The organism is Streptomyces sp. NPDC043876 (genome assembly GCF_056435825.1).
The window spans coordinates 157757-174140 of sequence record NZ_JBWKDV010000008.1 but is presented as its reverse complement, the minus strand read 5'-3'; the positions used below and the strand labels follow the sequence as shown (position 1 = coordinate 174140).

The window sequence follows — 16384 nt, the reverse complement described above, 5'->3', positions numbered from 1 at the left end:
TGTTCGTGGCCTCACCCGGACTAGCGTCCCGTGGCCATGGGACACCTCGACCACGCGGCCTACGGCTGGCTCACCCCCGTACTGTCGTACGTGATGGCATGCATCGGCTCGGCCCTCGGGCTGCGCTGCACCGTCCAGGCGCTCGCCGCCACCGGACGTTCCCGCCGCAACTGGCTCCTCACCGGGGCCTCCGCGATCGCCACCGGCATCTGGACGATGCACTTCGTGGCGATGCTGGGATTCGGCGTCACCGGCACCGAGGTCCACTTCAACGTGCCGCTGACCCTCCTGAGCCTGGTCGGCGCCCTGCTGGTGGTGGGCGCCGGGGTCTTCGCCGTCGGCTACGGCCGGGACCGCGGCCGGGCCCTCGTACTGGGCGGCCTCACCACCGGCCTCGGGGTCGCGAGCATGCACTACCTCGGGATGGCGGCCCTGCGCATGCACGGCCGCGTCTCGTACGACCCGCTCGCCGTCGGCCTCTCCGTCGCCATCGCGGTCGTCGCGGCCACGGCCGCCCTCTGGGCCGCGGTCAACATCACGTCGCCGGTGGCCGTGGCGCTCGCCTCCCTGGTGATGGGCGCCGCCGTCAGCAGCATGCACTACACGGGAATGCTGGCCGTCTCGGTCCACGTCACCCCCTCGGACGCGCCCCTGCCCGGAGCCCCGCTGATGCAGTTCGTCTTCCCCCTCGCGGTCGGTCTCGGCTCCTACCTGTTCATCACCTCCGCCTTCGTCGCGCTGTCCCCGAGCGCCGACGAACGCGCGGCATCGGCCTCCGCGCAGCGCCTGGGTGCCCGGGCCGCCGCCCACTGAGCACCGATCCCGGCCCGCGCCGCCCGCTTGCACGCACGCACCACACCGGAACGAGGACCCCATGCGCACACCCCGCAGGAAGCCGGACGCGGCCCCGCGGCACCCCGCGCCCCCGGCGCGCGGCCGCCGCGCGCACGCCGGCCCTCCGGCCGACGAGCCCCATCCCGGCCCCCCGCACGCATCGACCGGGCCGCACGCAGCGACCGGACCGCACACCTCCGCCGGACCGGACGCGTCGGCGGGACGGGATGTGCCGGGCGGACGGGACGCGGGAACGACGACCGGACGGGGCAGGGCGTACGCCCCCAGCGCCCGTGCGTTCCTCGCCCGCCCCCGACGCACGCCTGGGCCGGGCCCGGCACCCGCACAGGACCGGACACCGGGACAGGTCCGCGCGCCGGGACAGGACCAAGCCCCGGGCCCGTACCGAACCCCGGGCCAGGGGCCGGCCCCCGCCTTCGCTCCCGCCCCCGGCGGACCCGGGCCCGCCGCCTACGGCCAGGGCAGCGGCTCCGGCCCCGCCGCCGGTGCCTCGGCGGTCGCCGAGCCCCCGGAGACCATCGCTGCCACCCCCTCCGCCCGCCGCGGGCGACGCTCCGCCCGCCTCGGCACGGTCCGTGCGAAGGTCGTCGCGCTCCTGATGGTGCCGGTGGTCTCGCTGCTCGCCCTGTGGGCCTTCGCGACGGTCAGCACCGCCCAGGACGTCGCCCGCGTCAGCCGCGCCCAGCAGGTCGACGACCGGATACGCGTCCCGGTGGACCGCGCGGTCACCGCGCTCCAGGAGGAACGGGCCGCCGCGGTCCGCTTCCTCGCCGACCCGGCCGCCGCCGACCGGGCCGCGGCCCTGCGGGAGCAGGGGCGCCGGACCGGCGCCGCCCTTGACGGACTGCGCCTCGGTGAAGCGCACACCGTCGCCGATTCGGGCGGCTACCCGGCCGACCTCGCGGCCCGGATGCGGACCTTCGTGGCCGCCGCCGACGGGCTCGCGGCCTCCCGTGCCGACGCCGCCCAGGGTAGGACCACCCCGGACGCGGCCTACGCGGCGTACACCCGGGTCGTCGATTCCGCCCTGGCGGTCGGCGGCGCCCTCGGCGGCGGCCGGGACGCCGGAAGCGACGGCGACGCCCGGGTCCTGCTCGAGTTCGGGCGGGCCGCCGAGTCGCTCTCCCGGGAGGACGCGCTGCTCGCCGTACCGGGGCAGCGCAGCGCGGAAACGCTTCGGCAGTTGACCGGCGCGATCGAGACGCGGCGCGCCCTCACGGACGCCGCCGCCCGGGACCTGCCCGCCGCCCAGCGGACCGCATGGCAGGCGGTCACCAAGAGCGCCGTCTACACCGGCCTCACCGCGGCCGAGGACCAGGCGCTGGCGGCCGGGACGGGGCGCGACGCACACGGCGCACCCTCCGGCTGGGAGCCCGCGTACGCCGGAGTGGCCGGCTCGATGCGCGCCGTCGCGAGCGCCGCGCACGCCGGGTCCACGGACCGCTCCGCGCCGCTGGCCCAAGGGCTGCTCAGCCCCTCGGGAGCGGCCGTCCTGCTCGGCCTCGCCGCAGTGGCCGCCTCCCTGGCCATCTCCGTGCGCATCGGACGCGGGCTCGTCGTCGAACTCGTCTCGCTCCGCAACGGCGCCCTGGAGATCGCCCACCGCAAACTCCCGGACGCGATGGACCGGTTGCGCGCCGGCCGGCACATCGACGTGCTGGCCGAGGCCCCGCCCGGGAGCCCGGCCGAGGACGAGATGGCCCAGGTCGGGGAGGCCCTGTCCACCGTCCACCGGGCCGCGCTGAGCGCCGCGGTGGAGCGGGCCGAACTCGCCGACGGGATCTCCGGCGTCTTCGTGAACCTTGCCCGGCGCAGCCAGGTCCTGGTCCACAAGCAGCTCACCCTGCTCGACTCGATGGAGCGCCGCGCCGACGACCCCGGTGAGCTGGGCGACCTCTTCCGCCTCGACCACCTGACCACCCGGATGCGGCGGCACGCGGAAAGCCTGATCATCCTCTCCGGGGCGGCGCCGGGGCGCGCCTGGCGGATGCCGGTCCCGCTCACCAACGTCGTACGGGCCGCCGTGTCCGAGATCGAGGACTATCCGCGCGTCGAGGTGCGCGGGCTCGCCGAGGCGGCCGTGGTCGGCGGCGCCGTCGCCGACCTCACCCACCTGCTGGCCGAACTCATCGAGAACGCGGCGGAGTTCTCGCCGCCGCACACGAAGGTCCGGGTCAGCGGCGAGCCCGTGGGCGCCGGTTACGTGCTGGAGGTCGAGGACCGCGGACTCGGCATGGGCCGGGAGGCCCTCGCCGACGCCAACCGGCGCATCGAAGAGTCGGAGGCGCTCGATCTCTTCGACAGCGACCGCCTCGGCCTCTTCGTGGTCAGCCGGCTCTCGGCCCGGCACGGGGTCCGGGTCCACCTGCGGCCCTCGCCCTACGGCGGCACCACCGCGGTCGTCCTGCTGCCGAAGGCACTGCTCCAAGGCGCGCTCGCCCCGGGCGACGCAGGTACGGGCGGGGACGAGACGGCCGGGGCCCCTGAGACCTCCGAGACCACGGGGACCGCTGCGATGCCCGGGGCGCCGGAGGCCCCCGAGGTCCCCGTGGAAAGCAGGCCCGCCGCAGAAGCCGGGGGCGCCGTACGCGAGCCCGCCGTACCATCGGCACCGCCCGCCCCCGAAGCACGGCCGTCGGCTCCCCGGACCGTCCGGGCCGTACGGGATGACCCGCGCGGGATCTCGGCCGTGCCCCGCACCCCCGTGCAGCCGGACCCCCGCCCCGCGCCGGTGGCGAACCTCCGGCTCCGCGGCTCCGCCGGACCGACGGGTCCCCTCCCACCGGCCGGCCCCCCGCCGGCACCCTCCGCCGGGCCCACGCCCGCGCGCACCCCCGCGCGCGGCCTCGCGCCCGAGCCCGTCCCGGCCGCAGTGAGCGAACTGCCCCGTCGGGTCCGCCAGGCGAGCCTCGTCCCGCAGCTGCGCGAGGCCCCGGCCTCCCGGCCCGTGCCCGGCCCCGGGACCCCGCAGGACCCGCCGGGGCGCAGCCCCGAGGAGGCCCGGGACCGGATGGCGGCGTACCGGGACGGGTGGGCCCGTGGCAGGCGAGCCGTCACCCCCACGACCAACGAAGGAGCAGAGTGATGATCGAACAACAGCGGACCGCGGTCGGCGGTCTCCGCAGGTCCGGCGAGCTGGACTGGCTGCTGGACGACCTCGTCGTCCGGATCAGGGAGGTCCGGCACGTGGTGGTCCTGTCCAACGACGGCCTGGCGGTGGGCGCTTCCAGCGCGCTCGGCCGGGAGGACGCCGAGCACCTGGCGGCGGTCGCCTGCGGCTTCCACAGTCTCGCGAAGGGCGCGGGGCGCCACTTCCACGCCGGGGGCGTGCGCCAGACGATGGTGGAGATGGACGAGGGCTTCCTCTTCGTAGCGGCGGCCGGGGACGGATCCTGTCTGGCCGTGCTCAGTGGCGCGGGCGCCGACATCGGCCTGATCGCCTACGAGATGGCCCGGCTGGTCAAACGCGTCGGGGAGCACCTGTACACCCCGTCCCGCTTCCCGGCGCACCCGCCGGCCGCGGGTTGAGAACGGCGGCCGCGGCGGTGGACGGCCCGAGGAACGACCCCGCGGCGAGCGGCCGGTGGTACGACGGCGACGCGGGCCCGCTGGTGCGCCCGTACGCCATGACGGGCGGGCGCACCAAGCCCGGTCCGCACGGCGTGCGCTTCGACCTGATCGCCCTGGTGGTCGTCGAACCGGGCGCCGTGGACGCGGCCGCGGACTCCCTGCTCGGCCCGGAGCACCGCGCCCTGCTCGGACTGTGCCGGGCGCAGACCCAGTCGGTCGCGGAACTCGCCGCCGACGCGGACCTGCCGGTCGGGGTGGTCCGGGTGCTGCTGGGGGATCTGCTGGAGGCGGGCCACGTCCGGGTGCGGGGGCCCGTACCGCCGGCCCGCTTGCCGGACGAACGGATCCTGCGCGAAGTCATCGAAGGACTCAGGGCGTTGTGACGGGGCGTTCGCGACCGTCGTATGCGCGGGCTCGAGAGTGAGGGGACGACCATGTCGGGACAGCAGGTCCAGCGGCCGGAGGCGGAAGAGGAACTGGCCCCGCTCGCCCTGAAGATACTCGTGGCCGGGGGGTTCGGGGTGGGCAAGACCACGCTCGTGGGGGCGGTCAGCGAGATCCGTCCGCTGCGGACGGAGGAGACGCTCAGCGAGGCGGGCGAACTCGTCGACGACACGGGCGGCGTGGAGCGCAAGACCACCACGACGGTCGCCATGGACTTCGGCCGGATCACCATCCGGGAGGGCCTGTCGCTGTATCTCTTCGGTACGCCCGGCCAGGACCGCTTCTGGTTCCTGTGGGACGAGCTGTCGCAGGGCGCGCTCGGGGCGGTGGTGCTCGCCGACACCCGGCGGCTCCAGGACTGCTTCCCGGCGGTGGACTACTTCGAGCACCGCCGCATCCCCTTCGTGGTGGCCGTCAACTGCTTCTCGGGCGAACGGGGTTACGGGGCGCACGACGTGGCCGGGGCGCTGGACCTGGAGCCGGGCACTCCGGTGGTGCTGTGCGATGCCCGGGACCGGGACTCGGGGAAGGAAGTGCTGATCAGGCTGGTCGAGTACGCCGGGCGCAGGCACACCGCCCGGCTGCTCGAATCGGTGGAGCCGCAGGCGGGCTCGGTGTGAGACGGGACGTCGGACGGGGTGCGTGGTGTGAGCGGGGGCGCGGTCGCCGGGTGACCGGCGGCCGCGCCCGGTCCGTCAGTCGGCGACGCCGGCCATCGAGATCACCTTGTCGATCGGGACGCGCACGAGGAGTTCGCCCGGGACGGCGTTGCGCCGGCCGAAGGCCTCGGCGCGGTCCTCGCCCATGTAGCGCCCCCCGATCCGGGTGGCCCAGACCAGCATGTCGTCCATGTCCTCGCTGATCGAGGCCCGTCCCTGGAGGACGACGTAGGAGAACGGGGGCCGGTCGTCGTCCACACAGAGCGCGACGCGGCCGTCTCGGGCGAGATTGCGCCCCTTGACGGTGTCCGCACCGGTGTTGAAGACGAACGCGTCACCGTCGAGTACGAACCAGATGGGAGCGATGTGCGGACTCCCGTCCTCGCGGACGGTCGACAGCTTGCCGGTGCGGGTGGAGTGCGAGACGAACGCCCGCCATTCCTCTTGAGTCATCTTCTTCGCCATGGGGACATCCTCCTTGCCGGAAAGCCCCTGGTGGGGAAGGCTGGCGAGACGACGCAGCGGGGGTGGGCGCGGCCGGCCGGCCGGGTCGACGGGGAGGGGCGGAAAATGGCACTGGACAAGCAGCTCGACTGGCTGCTGGACGACCTGACGCGCAGGATCCAGCAGGTCCGGCACGTGGTGGTGCTCTCCAATGACGGCCTGGTGACGAGCGCGAGCGCGGGCCTGGCACGGGAGGACGCCGAGCACCTGTCGGCGGTCGCGGCCGGGCTGCAGAGCCTGGCGAAGGGCTCGGGCCGCCACTTCCGTGCCGGTGAGGTGCGCCAGACGGTCGTCGAGTACGACGACGGCGTCCTGCTGGTGATGGCGGCGGGCGAGGGCAGCTCCCTGTGTGTGCTGACGGCTGCCGACGCGGACTACGTGCAGGTCGCGTACGAGATGACGTTGCTGGTGAACCGGGTGGGTGAGCACCTGGGCGTCGCGGAGCGGCGGATGACGGGGGAGTAGCGGGGCTGGTCGGCGCCGCGAGTTGTCCACAGGATCCGTGACGCCCTTGCACGCTATGGTCACTCTGAGTTACGGTCTTCACGCAGAGTAGTCAACGTGTGCGGGGGAGGACCGTCATGGAGGTCAAGAGCAGGACCGTGGCCGTGGGTCCGGTAGTCGGGAGGCCGCCGGAGGTGCTGAGCGGCGGCCGGGCCGCCGAGGAACTGGGGCTCGGGCGCAGCGAGTTCGCGCGGGCCGTACAGCTGGGCCTGGTCCGGGCCGGGCCGAGCGCGCCGAGCGGGGCTCCGCGGTTCGCGCGGGCCGAGCTGGACCGGATCAGGGCGGCCGAGGGGTTCCCGGACGCCCTGCGCGAGCAGGTCAGGACGGTGGGCGCGGCGGATGCGGCGGAGCTGGTGAAGATCAGCCCGGGCCGGTTCACCCGGCTCGCGCGCTGCGGGCGGGTCACGCCGGTCGGGTACCGGATCAACCGGTACCGGGCCGTCGTCTGGCTCTACCTCGCCTCGGAGCTGGCCGACTTCGCCCGGCGGGAGCCCCGGCTGCTGAGCGGGAGCGCGCCTCCGGAGGACCGGGAGCTGATGGAGCGCCGGGCGGATCTGCGGCCCCGGCGGTGGCGCGGACGGCATGTGGGGTTGCTGCTGAGACGGACCGCGGATCCCTGGGAGCGGGCGGCGGTACTGGCTTCCGTGCTGCCGGAGGATGAACTGGAGCGGGCCGTGCCCGACCGGGCGGAGCGGATCCTGCTCACGGGGCTGGCCCCGCCCCCGCCCTACGGGCATCCGCAGATCCCGGCCGCGGCGGCCGTCGCGACCGCCCTGCTGCTGGCCGAGCCCCCGGACGAGCTGCGCTGGTACCGGACGAGTCTGGAGTTCGCGCTCGCCGGAGCGCGGGATCAGTCGAAGACGACCGGCGAGAGGGGGCCGACGTAGACCCAGGCGCCGTCCTCGCGGGAGAAGGTGCTGTGTTCGCGCAGCGAGCCGGTGTGCCCGGCCTCCCGGTAGTGCGCCCGGAACTCCACCGTGCCCTGCGTCTCGAACGTCCCGCCGCGCTCCGTGCGCAGGATCTCCAGCCGCTCCCAGCGCTGCCCGGGGTCCAGGTCGAGCCGCCCGGGGCGGGTCGAGGGATGCCAGGAGCGGAGCAGGTAGGCGGTGTCCCCGATCGCGAAGGCGCTGAACCGGGACCGCATCAGAAGCTCCGCGGTCGGCGCCTGCCGCTCGCCGGAGTGGAAGCGGCCGCAGCAGTCCGGGTAGGCGGCGGGCAGCCCGCAGGGACAGGGGCGGGCCGGGTTCGGGGTCGGCATGGGCGCGCTCAGCTCTTCGGTGACGGGGCGGACGGGGGCGGACCCGGGGCGGAGGTGGCGGCGCACCCGGCTGGGGCCGGGGGCGCACGGGCCGCAAGGTCAGGAGGGGTCGGACTGCTCCGCCGTGGCGGACGGCTTCGGCGGGGCGGCCGGGTAGGGACGGAACAGCCCCTCCTGGACGACCGAGACCAGCAGCCTGCCCTCCACATCGTAGATCCGGCCGCGAGCCAGCCCCCGGCCGCCGTGGGCGATGGGGGACTCCTGGTCGTAGAGGAACCACTCGTCCGCGCGGAAGGGCCGGTGGAACCACATGGCGTGGTCCAGGCTCGCCATGTCGAAACCGCGCATGCCCCACAGCGGCTCGACGGGGATGCGCACGGCGTCGAGGAGGGTCATGTCGCTGGCGTAGGTCAGCGCGCAGGTGTGCACGAGGGGGTCGTCGCCCAGCGGGCCGACCGCGCGCATCCAGACGGCGCTGCGCGGATCGGCGTCCTTGAGCTCCTCGGGGGTCCAGCGGAGCCGGTCCACGTACCGGATGTCGAAGGGCTGGCGGCGGGCCATCCGCTCCAGCGCCTCCGGCAGCGCCCCGAGGTGTTCGCGGATCTCGTCCACGACCTTCGGCAGCGTGTCGGGGTGTGGAAAATCCATGCGAGGAGGCAGCTGGTGCTCGATGCCGCCCTCCTCCGGCCGATGGAAGGAGGCGGTGAGGTTGAAGATCGTCTTGCCCTGCTGGACCGCGGTGACGCGGCGGGTGGTGAAGGAGCGCCCGTCCCGCACCCGCTCCACCTGGTACACGATCGGCACGCCGGGGATGCCGGGGCGCAGGAAGTACGCGTGCAGCGAATGGACCGGCCGCCCGCCCTCGGTGGTCCGGCCGGCCGCTACCAGCGCCTGGCCAGCCACCTGGCCGCCGAAGACCCGCTGGAGGGACTCCTGCGGGCTGCGGCCGCGGAAGATGTTGACCTCGATCTGCTCCAGGTCGAGCAGGTCGACCAGTCTCTCGGCGGGGTTCGTCATCAGGGGTTCTCCACGGGGCTCGGGGGCGGCGGTGCCGGTGGCGTCGAGGGCGCCGGACGGATGCGGGACGGGGTGGCGGGGACGGTCAGAGTTCGCCGACGGCGGTGACCCGGACGACCGCCCGGCCCTCCTCGTCGGACGCCGCGAGGTCGACCTCGGCGCTGATGCCCCAGCCATGGTCGCCGTTGGGGTCGGCGAAGGCCTGGCGGACGCGCCACAGACCGTGCTCCGCGTCCTCCTCGATCATCAGCAGCTTGGGGCCGCGGGCGTCGGGGCCGGTGCCGAGGTCGTCGTACTCGTCCCAGTAGGCGTCCATCGCGTCGCCCCACGCGTCCGCGTTCCAGCCGGACTCGGAGTCCAGCTCGCCGAGCTCGTGGAGGTTGTCCAGGGCGGCCAGCTCCACCCGGCGGAACATGGCGTTGCGGACCAGGACGCGGAAGGCGCGGGCGTTGGCCGTGACCGGCTTGACCTGGTCGGCCTTCTCCTGGGCCTGCTCCGCCGTCTCCACCTCCGGGTTCGCCAGCTGCTCCCACTCGTCGAGCAGGCTGGAGTCGACCTGGCGGACCAGCTCGCCGAGCCAGGCGATGAGGTCCTGGAGGTCCTCGGACTTCAGGTCGTCCGGGATGGTGTGGTCGAGCGCCTTGTACGCGCCCGCGAGGTAGCGCAGCACGATGCCCTCGGTGCGGGCCAGCTCGTAGAAGGCGGTGAACTCGGTGAAGGTCATCGCGCGCTCGTACATGTCGCGGATGATCGACTTCGGGGAGACCGGGTGGTCACGGACCCACGGGTGGCTCTTGCTGTACACGTCGTAGGCGTGCAGGAGCAGCTCTTCGAGCGGCTTCGGATAGGTGACGTCCTGGAGCCGCTCCATCCGCTCCTCGTACTCGATCCCGTCGGCCTTCATCGCGCCCACGGCGATGCCGCGCTCCTTGTTCTGCTGCGCGGCGAGGATCTGGCGCGGGTCGTCCAGCGTGGATTCCACGACCGACACCATGTCCAGCGCGTAGGAGGGGGACTCCGGGTCCAGCAGGTCGAAGGAGGCCAGCGCGAAGGTGGACAGCGGCTGGTTCAGCGCGAAGTCCTGCTGGAGGTCCACGGTCAGCCGGATCGTGCGGCCCTCCACGTCCGGGGTGTCGAGCTTCTCGACCACCCCGCCGTCCAGCAGCGAGCGGTAGATCGCGATGGCCCGGCGGATGTGGCGCAGCTGGCTCTTGCGCGGCTCGTGGTTGTCCTCCAGGAGGTGGCGCATCGCCTTGAAGGCATCGCCGGGCCGGGCGATGACCGACAGCAGCATGATGTTGGTGACCTTGAAGCGCGAGGTCAGCGCCTCCGGGTCGGCGCCGATCAGCTTCTCGAAGGTGGTGTCGGACCAGGCGACGAATCCCTCGGGCGCCTTCTTGCGGACCACCTTGCGGCGCTTCTTCGGGTCGTCGCCCGCCTTCGCGAGCGCCTTCTCGTTCTCGATCACGTGCTCGGGCGCCTGGGCGACCACGTACCCCGCGGTGTCGAAGCCCGCCCGTCCGGCCCGGCCGGCGATCTGGTGGAACTCGCGCGCCCGCAGCGTGCGGACCCGGGTGCCGTCGTACTTGGTGAGCGCGGTGAAGAGGACCGTGCGGATCGGGACGTTCACGCCGACACCCAGGGTGTCGGTGCCGCAGATCACCTTGAGCAGACCGGCCTGGGCCAGCTTCTCGACCAGGCGCCGGTACTTCGGCAGCATGCCCGCGTGGTGGACGCCGATCCCGTGGCGGACGTAGCGCGAGAGGTTCTGGCCGAACTTGGTGGTGAAGCGGAAGTGGCCGATCAGCTCGGCGATCTTGTCCTTCTCCTCGCGCGTGCACATGTTGATGCTCATCAACGACTGCGCCCGCTCGACGGCCTGGGCCTGGGTGAAGTGCACGATGTACACGGGCGCCTGCCGGGTTTCCAGCAGTTCGGTGATGGTGTCGGTGATCGGCGTGGTCACGTATTCGTACGACAGCGGGACGGGCCGGGTCGCGGAGCGGACCACCGAGGTCGGCCGCCCGGTGCGCCGGGTCAGGTCCTCCTCGAACCGCTTCATGTCGCCGAGGGTGGCCGACATCAGGACGAACTGCGCCTGCGGCAGTTCCAGCAGCGGGATCTGCCAGGCCCAGCCGCGGTCCGGCTCGGCATAGAAGTGGAACTCGTCCATCACGACCTGGCCGATGTCGGCGTTGCGGCCGTCGCGCAGGGCGATGGAGGCCAGCACCTCGGCGGTGCAGCAGATCACCGGAGCGTCCGAGTTCACCGAGGCGTCACCGGTCAGCATGCCGACGTTCTCGGTGCCGAAGAGCTTGCACAGGTCGAAGAACTTCTCCGACACCAGGGCCTTGATCGGCGCGGTGTAGAAGGTGACCTTGTCCTGGGCCAGCGCGGTGAAGTGGGCGCCGGCGGCCACCAGGCTCTTGCCGGATCCGGTCGGGGTGGAGAGGATCACGTTCGCCCCGGAGACGACCTCGATCAGGGCCTCCTCCTGCGCCGGGTACAGGGCGATGCCCTGGTCCTCGGCCCACGAGGAGAAAGCCTCGAACAGGGCATCGGGGTCGGCGTTCGGCGGGAGCTGATCAATGAGGGTCACGCCCCCCATCTTGCCTGGCTTCCCCCCGGATGAGGGAACCGGCGGCATCGAAGAAGATCATCGCCGGTACGCTGTGCCGTTGACCGGGCCCGAACGAAACCGTCAACTGGGCCCGACCTCACACCAATGGGGCGGGAACGACCATGATGGGTCCGGCGCACTCACTCTCCGGGGCAGCGGCCTGGCTGGGGGTGGGCGCGGCGACCGCGGCCGCCGGTTACCCCATGCCCTGGCCGGTCCTCGTCGTCGGCGCGCTCATCTGCGCGGGTGCGGCCCTGGCCCCCGACCTCGACCACAAGTCCGCGACGATCTCGCGCGCCTTCGGACCGCTCTCCCGGGGCCTCTGCGAGGTGGTCGACAAGATCTCCTACGCCGTCTACAAGGCGACCCGCTCCCCGCGCGACGCCCGCCGCACCGGAGGGCACCGCACCCTCACCCACACCTGGCTGTGGGCCGTCCTGATCGGCGGCGGCTCCTCGGCGCTGGCCGTCACCACGGACCGCTGGGGCGTCCTCGCACTGCTCTTCGTCCACCTCGTGCTCGCCGTCGAAGGCCTGCTGTGGCGGGCCGCCCGGATGTCCAGCGACATCCTCGTCTGGCTGCTCGGCGCCACCAGCGCCTGGATACTGGCCGGGGTACTGGACCAGCCGGGCAACGGCGCGAGCTGGCTGTTCACCGCTCCCGGCGAGGAGTACCTCTGGCTCGGCCTGCCGATCGTGCTCGGCGCGCTGGTCCACGACATCGGGGACGCGCTGACCGTATCGGGCTGCCCCGTCCTGTGGCCCCTCCCCATCGCGGGCAAACGCTGGTACCCGATCGGCCCGCCGAAGATGATGCGCTTCCGCGCGGGCAGCTGGGTCGAGCTGAAGGTCCTCATGCCGGTGTTCATGCTGCTCGGAGGCGTGGGCGGGGCCGCCGCCCTCGGCTTCATCTGACCTCCCCGGCACCCGGCGGCCCTCGTCGCGCAAGGGCGTCCGTACGGTCACCGCGCACTCCCTGGACGACACGGCCACGTACATCCTGGTGCCGGGAGCCGGGCGGCCACTTCGTTCCCCCCGGGAACGACCCGTGCCCCGTCCCGTCCACAACAGTGGACGGGACGGGGCACACGGCTCTCCCGCACCCAGGCCGCACCGGCGGCCCCGGATCAGCCGTGCCAGGAGCGCCACAGCGCCGCGTACGCACCGTCGGCGGCGACCAGTTCGTCGTGCGAACCCAGCTCGCTGATCCGGCCCGCCTCCACCACCGCGATGACGTCCGCGTCGTGCGCGGTGTGCAGCCGGTGCGCGATCGCCACGACCGTACGTCCCTCCAGCACCCGGGCCAGCGAGCGCTCCAGGTGCCGGGCCGCCCGCGGATCCAGCAGCGAGGTCGCCTCGTCCAGGACCAGCGTGTGCGGATCGGCGAGCACCAGCCGGGCCAGCGCGATCTGCTGCGCCTGCGCCGGGGTGAGCGTCGCGGCGCCCGACCCGACCTCGGTGTCCAGACCGCTCTCCAGCGCCCTGGCCCACCCGTCCGCGTCCACCGCGCCCAGCGCCGCCCACAGCTCCGCGTCCCCGGCGCCCGACCGGGCGAGGCGCAGGTTGTCGCGCAGGCTCCCCACGAAGACGTGGTGCTCCTGGTTGACCAGCGCCACGTGCTCGCGCACCCGCTCCGCGGGCATCCGCGCCAACTGCGCCGCGCCGAGCGTGACCTCGCCCTCGCGCGGCGCGTAGATGCCCGCCAGGAGCCTGCCCAGCGTGGACTTGCCCGCCCCCGAAGGGCCCACCAGGGCGACCCGGGTGCCCGGCGGGACCGACAGGGACACCTCGTGCAGGACGTCGACCCCCTCGCGGTAACCGAACCGGACCCCGTCGGCCCGTACGTCCCGGCCGTCGGGCACGACGTGCTCGTCACCCGCGTCGGGTTCGATCTCCCGCACCCCGACCAGCCGGGCCAGGGAGACCTGGGCGACCTGGAGTTCGTCGTACCAGCGCAGGATCAGCCCGATCGGGTCGACCATCATCTGCGCCAGCAGCGCGCCGGTCGTCATCTGTCCCACCGACATCCAGCCCCGCAGGACGCAGTAGCCGCCGATCAGCAGCACCGACCCCAGGATCGTCACGTAGGTGATGTTGATGACGGGGAAGAGCACCGACCGCAGGAACAGCGTGTACCGCTCCCAGGCCGTCCACTCCTTGATCCGCTGCTCGGACAGAGCGATCCGGCGCCCGCCCAGGCGGTGCGCCTCGACCGTGCGGCCCGCGTCCACCGTCTCGGTGAGCGCGGCCGCGACCGCCGCGTACCCCGCCGCCTCCGACCGGTACGCCGAGGGCGCCCGCTTGAAGTACCAGCGCCAGCCGAGCACCAGCACCGGCATCGCCACCAGGGCCGCCAGGGCCAGCGGCGGCGCGGTGACGGCGAGCGCCCCGAAGAGCAGCCCCGCCCACACCACACCGATGGCCAGCTGCGGCACCGCCTCGCGCATCGCGTTGGCGAGCCGGTCGATGTCGGTGGTGATCCGCGACAGCAGGTCCCCGGTGCCCGCGCGCTCCAGCACGCCGGGCGGCAGGCCCACCGAGCGGACCAGGAAGTCCTCGCGCAGATCGGCCAGCATCTCCTCGCCGAGCATGGCCCCGCGCAGCCGGACCATCCGCACGAACAGCGTCTGGACGAGCAGCGCCAGCGCGAACAGCAGCGCCACGCGCCCCAGATTCAGGTCGCGCGCCCCCGCCGCGAGATCGTCCACCACCCGGCCGAGCAGATAGGGGCCGGTCATGGAGGAGACCACCGCGACCGCATTGACCGTCACCAGGAGGACGAACGCCCGTCGGTGCCGCCGCAGCAGAGCGCGCACATAGCCCCGTACCGTCGCCGTCGTGCCCACCGGAAGGGTGGCGACGGTTTCGGGGGCGGCCGGATCGTACTCCGGCGCCACCACGCCGATCATGCCGATTCCTCGATCTCTGTGAGTTCCCGCAGCGTCTCGATCCGCTCGACCGCGCCGAGCAGCTGTTCCTCGTCGGTCTCGCGCGTGACGACCGCGCGGTAGCGCGGCTCGCCGTGCAGCAGTTCCCGGTGCGTTCCGACCGCGGCCACCGTGCCCCCGTCGACCAGGACGACCCGGTCGGCGCGGTCCAGCAGCAGCGGCGACGACGCCAGGACGACCGTCGTGCGCCCCGCGCGCAGCGTCGCGAGGCCCTCCGCGATCCGGGCCTCGGTGTGCGAGTCGACCGCCGAGGTCGGCTCGTCCAGCACCAGCACCTCCGGGTCGGTGACCAGCGAGCGCGCCAGCGCGAGCCGTTGGCGCTGACCACCGGACAGGGAGCGTCCGCGCTCGGTGATCCGCGCGTCCATCGGGTCGTCCACCCCGTCCGGCGCGGACTGCGACAGCGCGTCCAGGACGTCCGCGCACTGGGCCGCCGCCAGCGCCGCCGAGGCCTCGACCGCGGCGGACGCCGGTACGTCGAGCAGCTCGCGCAGCGTGCCGGACAGCAGCACCGGATCCTTGTCCTGGACGAGCACCAGCGTGCGCGCCGTGTCCAGTTCCAGTTCGTCCAGCGCGATCCCGCCCAGCAGTACCGACGGACCGCCGACCGCGTCGGCCGGATGACCGCCGAGGCGCTCCGCCAGGCGCCCCGCGAGGTCCGGGTCACCGCAGACCACGGCGGTGAACACGCCCGCGGGGGCCATCAGTCCGGTCTCCGGGTCGTACAGGTCGCTCCCGGGGGCCGGGGCCGCGGGCTTCGCCGCCGGCGGAGCGTCCGCTTCCGCGCGCTGCGCGGCGGTTGCCCGCGCGCCCGGTTCCGCGGGAGCGTCGCCGTCGGGACCGGGGTCCGTACGGGTCAGCGACAGCACCCGGGCGGCCCGCTTGGCGGAGGGCCGCGAGAAGGAGTACGCCATGGCGATCTCCTCGAAGTGCCGCAGCGGGTACAGCATCAGGGCCACCGCGCTGAAGACCGCGACGAGTTCGCCCACCGTGATCCGCCCGTCCAGGACCAGCGTGGCGCCGTACCAGACCACCGTGATGAGCAGCAGGCCCGGCAGCAGCACCTGGATCGCGGAGATCAGCGCCCACATGCGGGCGCTGCGCACGGCGGCCTTGCGGACCTCCTGGGAGGCCTCGCGGTAGCGTCCGAGGAACAGTTCCTCGCCGCCGATCCCGCGCAGCACGCGCAGCCCGGCCACCGTGTCCGAGGCCAGCTCGGTGGCCCTGCCCGCCTTCTCGCGCTGGATGTCGGCGCGCCTGGTGGCGCGCGGCAGCAACGGCAGGACGGCCAGGGCCAGTACGGGCACCCCGCCCGCGACGACCACACCGAGCGCGGGCGCGTAGAAGACCAGGCCGACGCAGATCACGACGACGGCGACGGCGGCGGCGAGGAACCGCGAGACCGCCTCGACGAACCAGCCGATCTTCTCGACGTCCCCGGTGGAGACGGCCACTACCTCGCCCGCGGCGACCCGCCGGGTGAGGGCGGCGCCCAGCTCGGCGGTCTTGCGGGCGAGCAGTTGCTGGACCCGGGCGGCGGCGGTGATCCAGTTGGTCACGGCCGTCCGGTGCAGCATGGTGTCACCGAGCGAGATCGCGATCCCGATGAGCAGGACGAGCCCGCCGACCAGGATCAGCCGGGTGCCGTCGCGGTCCACGACCGCCTGGACACCGAGGCCGACGGCGAAGGGCAGCCCGGCGATCCCGCAGAAGTGCAGCAGCCCCCAGCACAGGCTCTTGAGCTGTCCGGCGAGCTGATTGCGTCCGAGCCACAGCAGGAACCGGGGCCCGGATCGCGCGTCGGGTACCCCTGGGTCCGGATACGGAAGATCGCTGATCTGCATGACGCCCCATGACTCGGTAGTGGTTCAAACCGTGCAAGGTTCGCCTTTGAACACCATGCGGGGCAATCGATTTACCATCGCCGGGACCAGAACCGGCCATGGTCGCGGGGCCCCTGCCCGGACCGCGGACGACCGGACCGGACGGGGGCGCTCCGGCCCGTC

Annotated in this window: 14 protein-coding genes; 8 read left to right on the top strand and 6 right to left on the bottom strand. The window is 73.5% G+C overall.

Annotation, left to right across the window (positions count from 1 at the left end; all coding sequences use genetic code 11):
- Nucleotides 1–36: 36 nt before the first annotated feature.
- From AC0693_RS24910 to AC0693_RS24890, 5 genes are all read left to right on the top strand, one after another.
- Nucleotides 37–813, top strand: a complete 777-nt coding sequence (locus tag AC0693_RS24910) for an MHYT domain-containing protein (RefSeq protein ID WP_356405929.1) — start codon at nt 37–39, stop codon at nt 811–813.
- 61 nt (nt 814–874) lie between these two features.
- Entirely contained in the window at nt 875–3940 is a 3066-nt protein-coding gene (locus tag AC0693_RS24905) for a sensor histidine kinase (protein ID WP_478802925.1), read from the top strand.
- Entirely contained in the window at nt 3940–4383 is a 444-nt protein-coding gene (locus AC0693_RS24900; RefSeq protein ID WP_469316160.1) for a roadblock/LC7 domain-containing protein, read from the top strand. Before AC0693_RS24905 ends, AC0693_RS24900 begins: the two co-directional genes overlap by 1 nt.
- 17 nt (nt 4384–4400) lie before the next feature.
- Nucleotides 4401–4808, top strand: coding sequence for a DUF742 domain-containing protein (locus AC0693_RS24895; protein ID WP_469316161.1), 408 nt, complete (start codon nt 4401–4403; stop codon nt 4806–4808).
- A 51-nt stretch (nt 4809–4859) separates the two neighbouring features.
- Complete coding sequence (locus AC0693_RS24890) at nt 4860–5489, top strand: GTP-binding protein (RefSeq protein WP_478742471.1); 630 nt, start codon at nt 4860–4862, stop codon at nt 5487–5489.
- Between the two features lie 75 nt (nt 5490–5564).
- Here AC0693_RS24890 and AC0693_RS24885 read toward each other — a convergent pair whose 3' ends face one another.
- On the bottom strand, nt 5565–5993 hold the full coding sequence (locus AC0693_RS24885; RefSeq protein WP_478802924.1) for a PPOX class F420-dependent oxidoreductase: 429 nt from the start codon (nt 5991–5993) through the stop codon (nt 5565–5567).
- A gap of 105 nt (nt 5994–6098) precedes the next feature.
- Here AC0693_RS24885 and AC0693_RS24880 point away from each other — a divergent pair, with 105 nt between their 5' ends.
- Both AC0693_RS24880 and AC0693_RS24875 read left to right on the top strand, forming a co-directional pair.
- Entirely contained in the window at nt 6099–6497 is a 399-nt protein-coding gene (locus AC0693_RS24880) for a roadblock/LC7 domain-containing protein (protein ID WP_356405937.1), read from the top strand.
- 116 nt (nt 6498–6613) lie between these two features.
- Nucleotides 6614–7423: a DUF6397 family protein gene (locus tag AC0693_RS24875; protein ID WP_478802923.1), complete on the top strand. Its 810-nt coding sequence runs from the start codon at nt 6614–6616 to the stop codon at nt 7421–7423.
- On the opposite strand, the gene AC0693_RS24870 is transcribed toward AC0693_RS24875, so the two are convergent.
- From AC0693_RS24870 to AC0693_RS24860, 3 genes are all read right to left on the bottom strand, one after another.
- A complete protein-coding gene (locus tag AC0693_RS24870) occupies nt 7387–7794 on the bottom strand; it encodes a YchJ family protein (RefSeq protein ID WP_478802922.1) in 408 nt (135 codons plus the stop codon). The genes AC0693_RS24875 and AC0693_RS24870 overlap by 37 nt on opposite strands.
- Nucleotides 7795–7893: 99 nt before the next feature.
- Nucleotides 7894–8811, bottom strand: a complete 918-nt coding sequence (locus tag AC0693_RS24865) for an acyl-CoA thioesterase (protein WP_478802921.1) — start codon at nt 8809–8811, stop codon at nt 7894–7896.
- An 85-nt stretch (nt 8812–8896) separates the two neighbouring features.
- A complete protein-coding gene (locus AC0693_RS24860; protein WP_478802920.1) occupies nt 8897–11410 on the bottom strand; it encodes a DEAD/DEAH box helicase in 2514 nt (837 codons plus the stop codon).
- A 143-nt stretch (nt 11411–11553) separates the two neighbouring features.
- Here AC0693_RS24860 and AC0693_RS24855 point away from each other — a divergent pair, with 143 nt between their 5' ends.
- Nucleotides 11554–12345 (top strand): metal-dependent hydrolase, encoded by a 792-nt coding sequence (locus AC0693_RS24855; protein WP_468463896.1) that lies wholly within the window; start codon nt 11554–11556, stop codon nt 12343–12345.
- 212 nt (nt 12346–12557) lie between these two features.
- Here the strand turns inward: AC0693_RS24855 and AC0693_RS24850 are convergent, their stop codons facing one another.
- Both AC0693_RS24850 and AC0693_RS24845 read right to left on the bottom strand, forming a co-directional pair.
- Entirely contained in the window at nt 12558–14339 is a 1782-nt protein-coding gene (locus tag AC0693_RS24850; RefSeq protein ID WP_478802919.1) for an ABC transporter ATP-binding protein, read from the bottom strand.
- Nucleotides 14336–16222 carry an ABC transporter transmembrane domain-containing protein gene (locus AC0693_RS24845; protein ID WP_478802918.1) on the bottom strand — a complete coding sequence of 629 codons (1887 nt, stop codon included), beginning with the start codon at nt 16220–16222 and terminating at the stop codon, nt 14336–14338. Before AC0693_RS24845 ends, AC0693_RS24850 begins: the two co-directional genes overlap by 4 nt.
- Nucleotides 16223–16384: the final 162 nt, after the last annotated feature.

Bases quoted from the DNA above. Each gene is read 5' to 3' on its own strand.
- AC0693_RS24910 (WP_356405929.1), top strand. From the start codon at position 37: ATGGGACACCTCGACCACGCGGCCTACGGCTGGCTCACCCCCGTACTG.
- AC0693_RS24865 (WP_478802921.1), bottom strand. From the start codon at position 8,811: ATGACGAACCCCGCCGAGAGACTGGTCGACCTGCTCGACCTGGAGCAG.
- AC0693_RS24890 (WP_478742471.1), top strand. From the start codon at position 4,860: ATGTCGGGACAGCAGGTCCAGCGGCCGGAGGCGGAAGAGGAACTGGCC.
- AC0693_RS24855 (WP_468463896.1), top strand. From the start codon at position 11,554: ATGATGGGTCCGGCGCACTCACTCTCCGGGGCAGCGGCCTGGCTGGGG.
- AC0693_RS24905 (WP_478802925.1), top strand. From the start codon at position 875: ATGCGCACACCCCGCAGGAAGCCGGACGCGGCCCCGCGGCACCCCGCG.
- AC0693_RS24875 (WP_478802923.1), top strand. From the start codon at position 6,614: ATGGAGGTCAAGAGCAGGACCGTGGCCGTGGGTCCGGTAGTCGGGAGG.
- AC0693_RS24870 (WP_478802922.1), bottom strand. From the start codon at position 7,794: ATGCCGACCCCGAACCCGGCCCGCCCCTGTCCCTGCGGGCTGCCCGCC.
- AC0693_RS24880 (WP_356405937.1), top strand. From the start codon at position 6,099: ATGGCACTGGACAAGCAGCTCGACTGGCTGCTGGACGACCTGACGCGC.
- AC0693_RS24885 (WP_478802924.1), bottom strand. From the start codon at position 5,993: ATGGCGAAGAAGATGACTCAAGAGGAATGGCGGGCGTTCGTCTCGCAC.
- AC0693_RS24850 (WP_478802919.1), bottom strand. From the start codon at position 14,339: ATGATCGGCGTGGTGGCGCCGGAGTACGATCCGGCCGCCCCCGAAACC.
- AC0693_RS24845 (WP_478802918.1), bottom strand. From the start codon at position 16,222: ATGCAGATCAGCGATCTTCCGTATCCGGACCCAGGGGTACCCGACGCG.
- AC0693_RS24900 (WP_469316160.1), top strand. From the start codon at position 3,940: ATGATCGAACAACAGCGGACCGCGGTCGGCGGTCTCCGCAGGTCCGGC.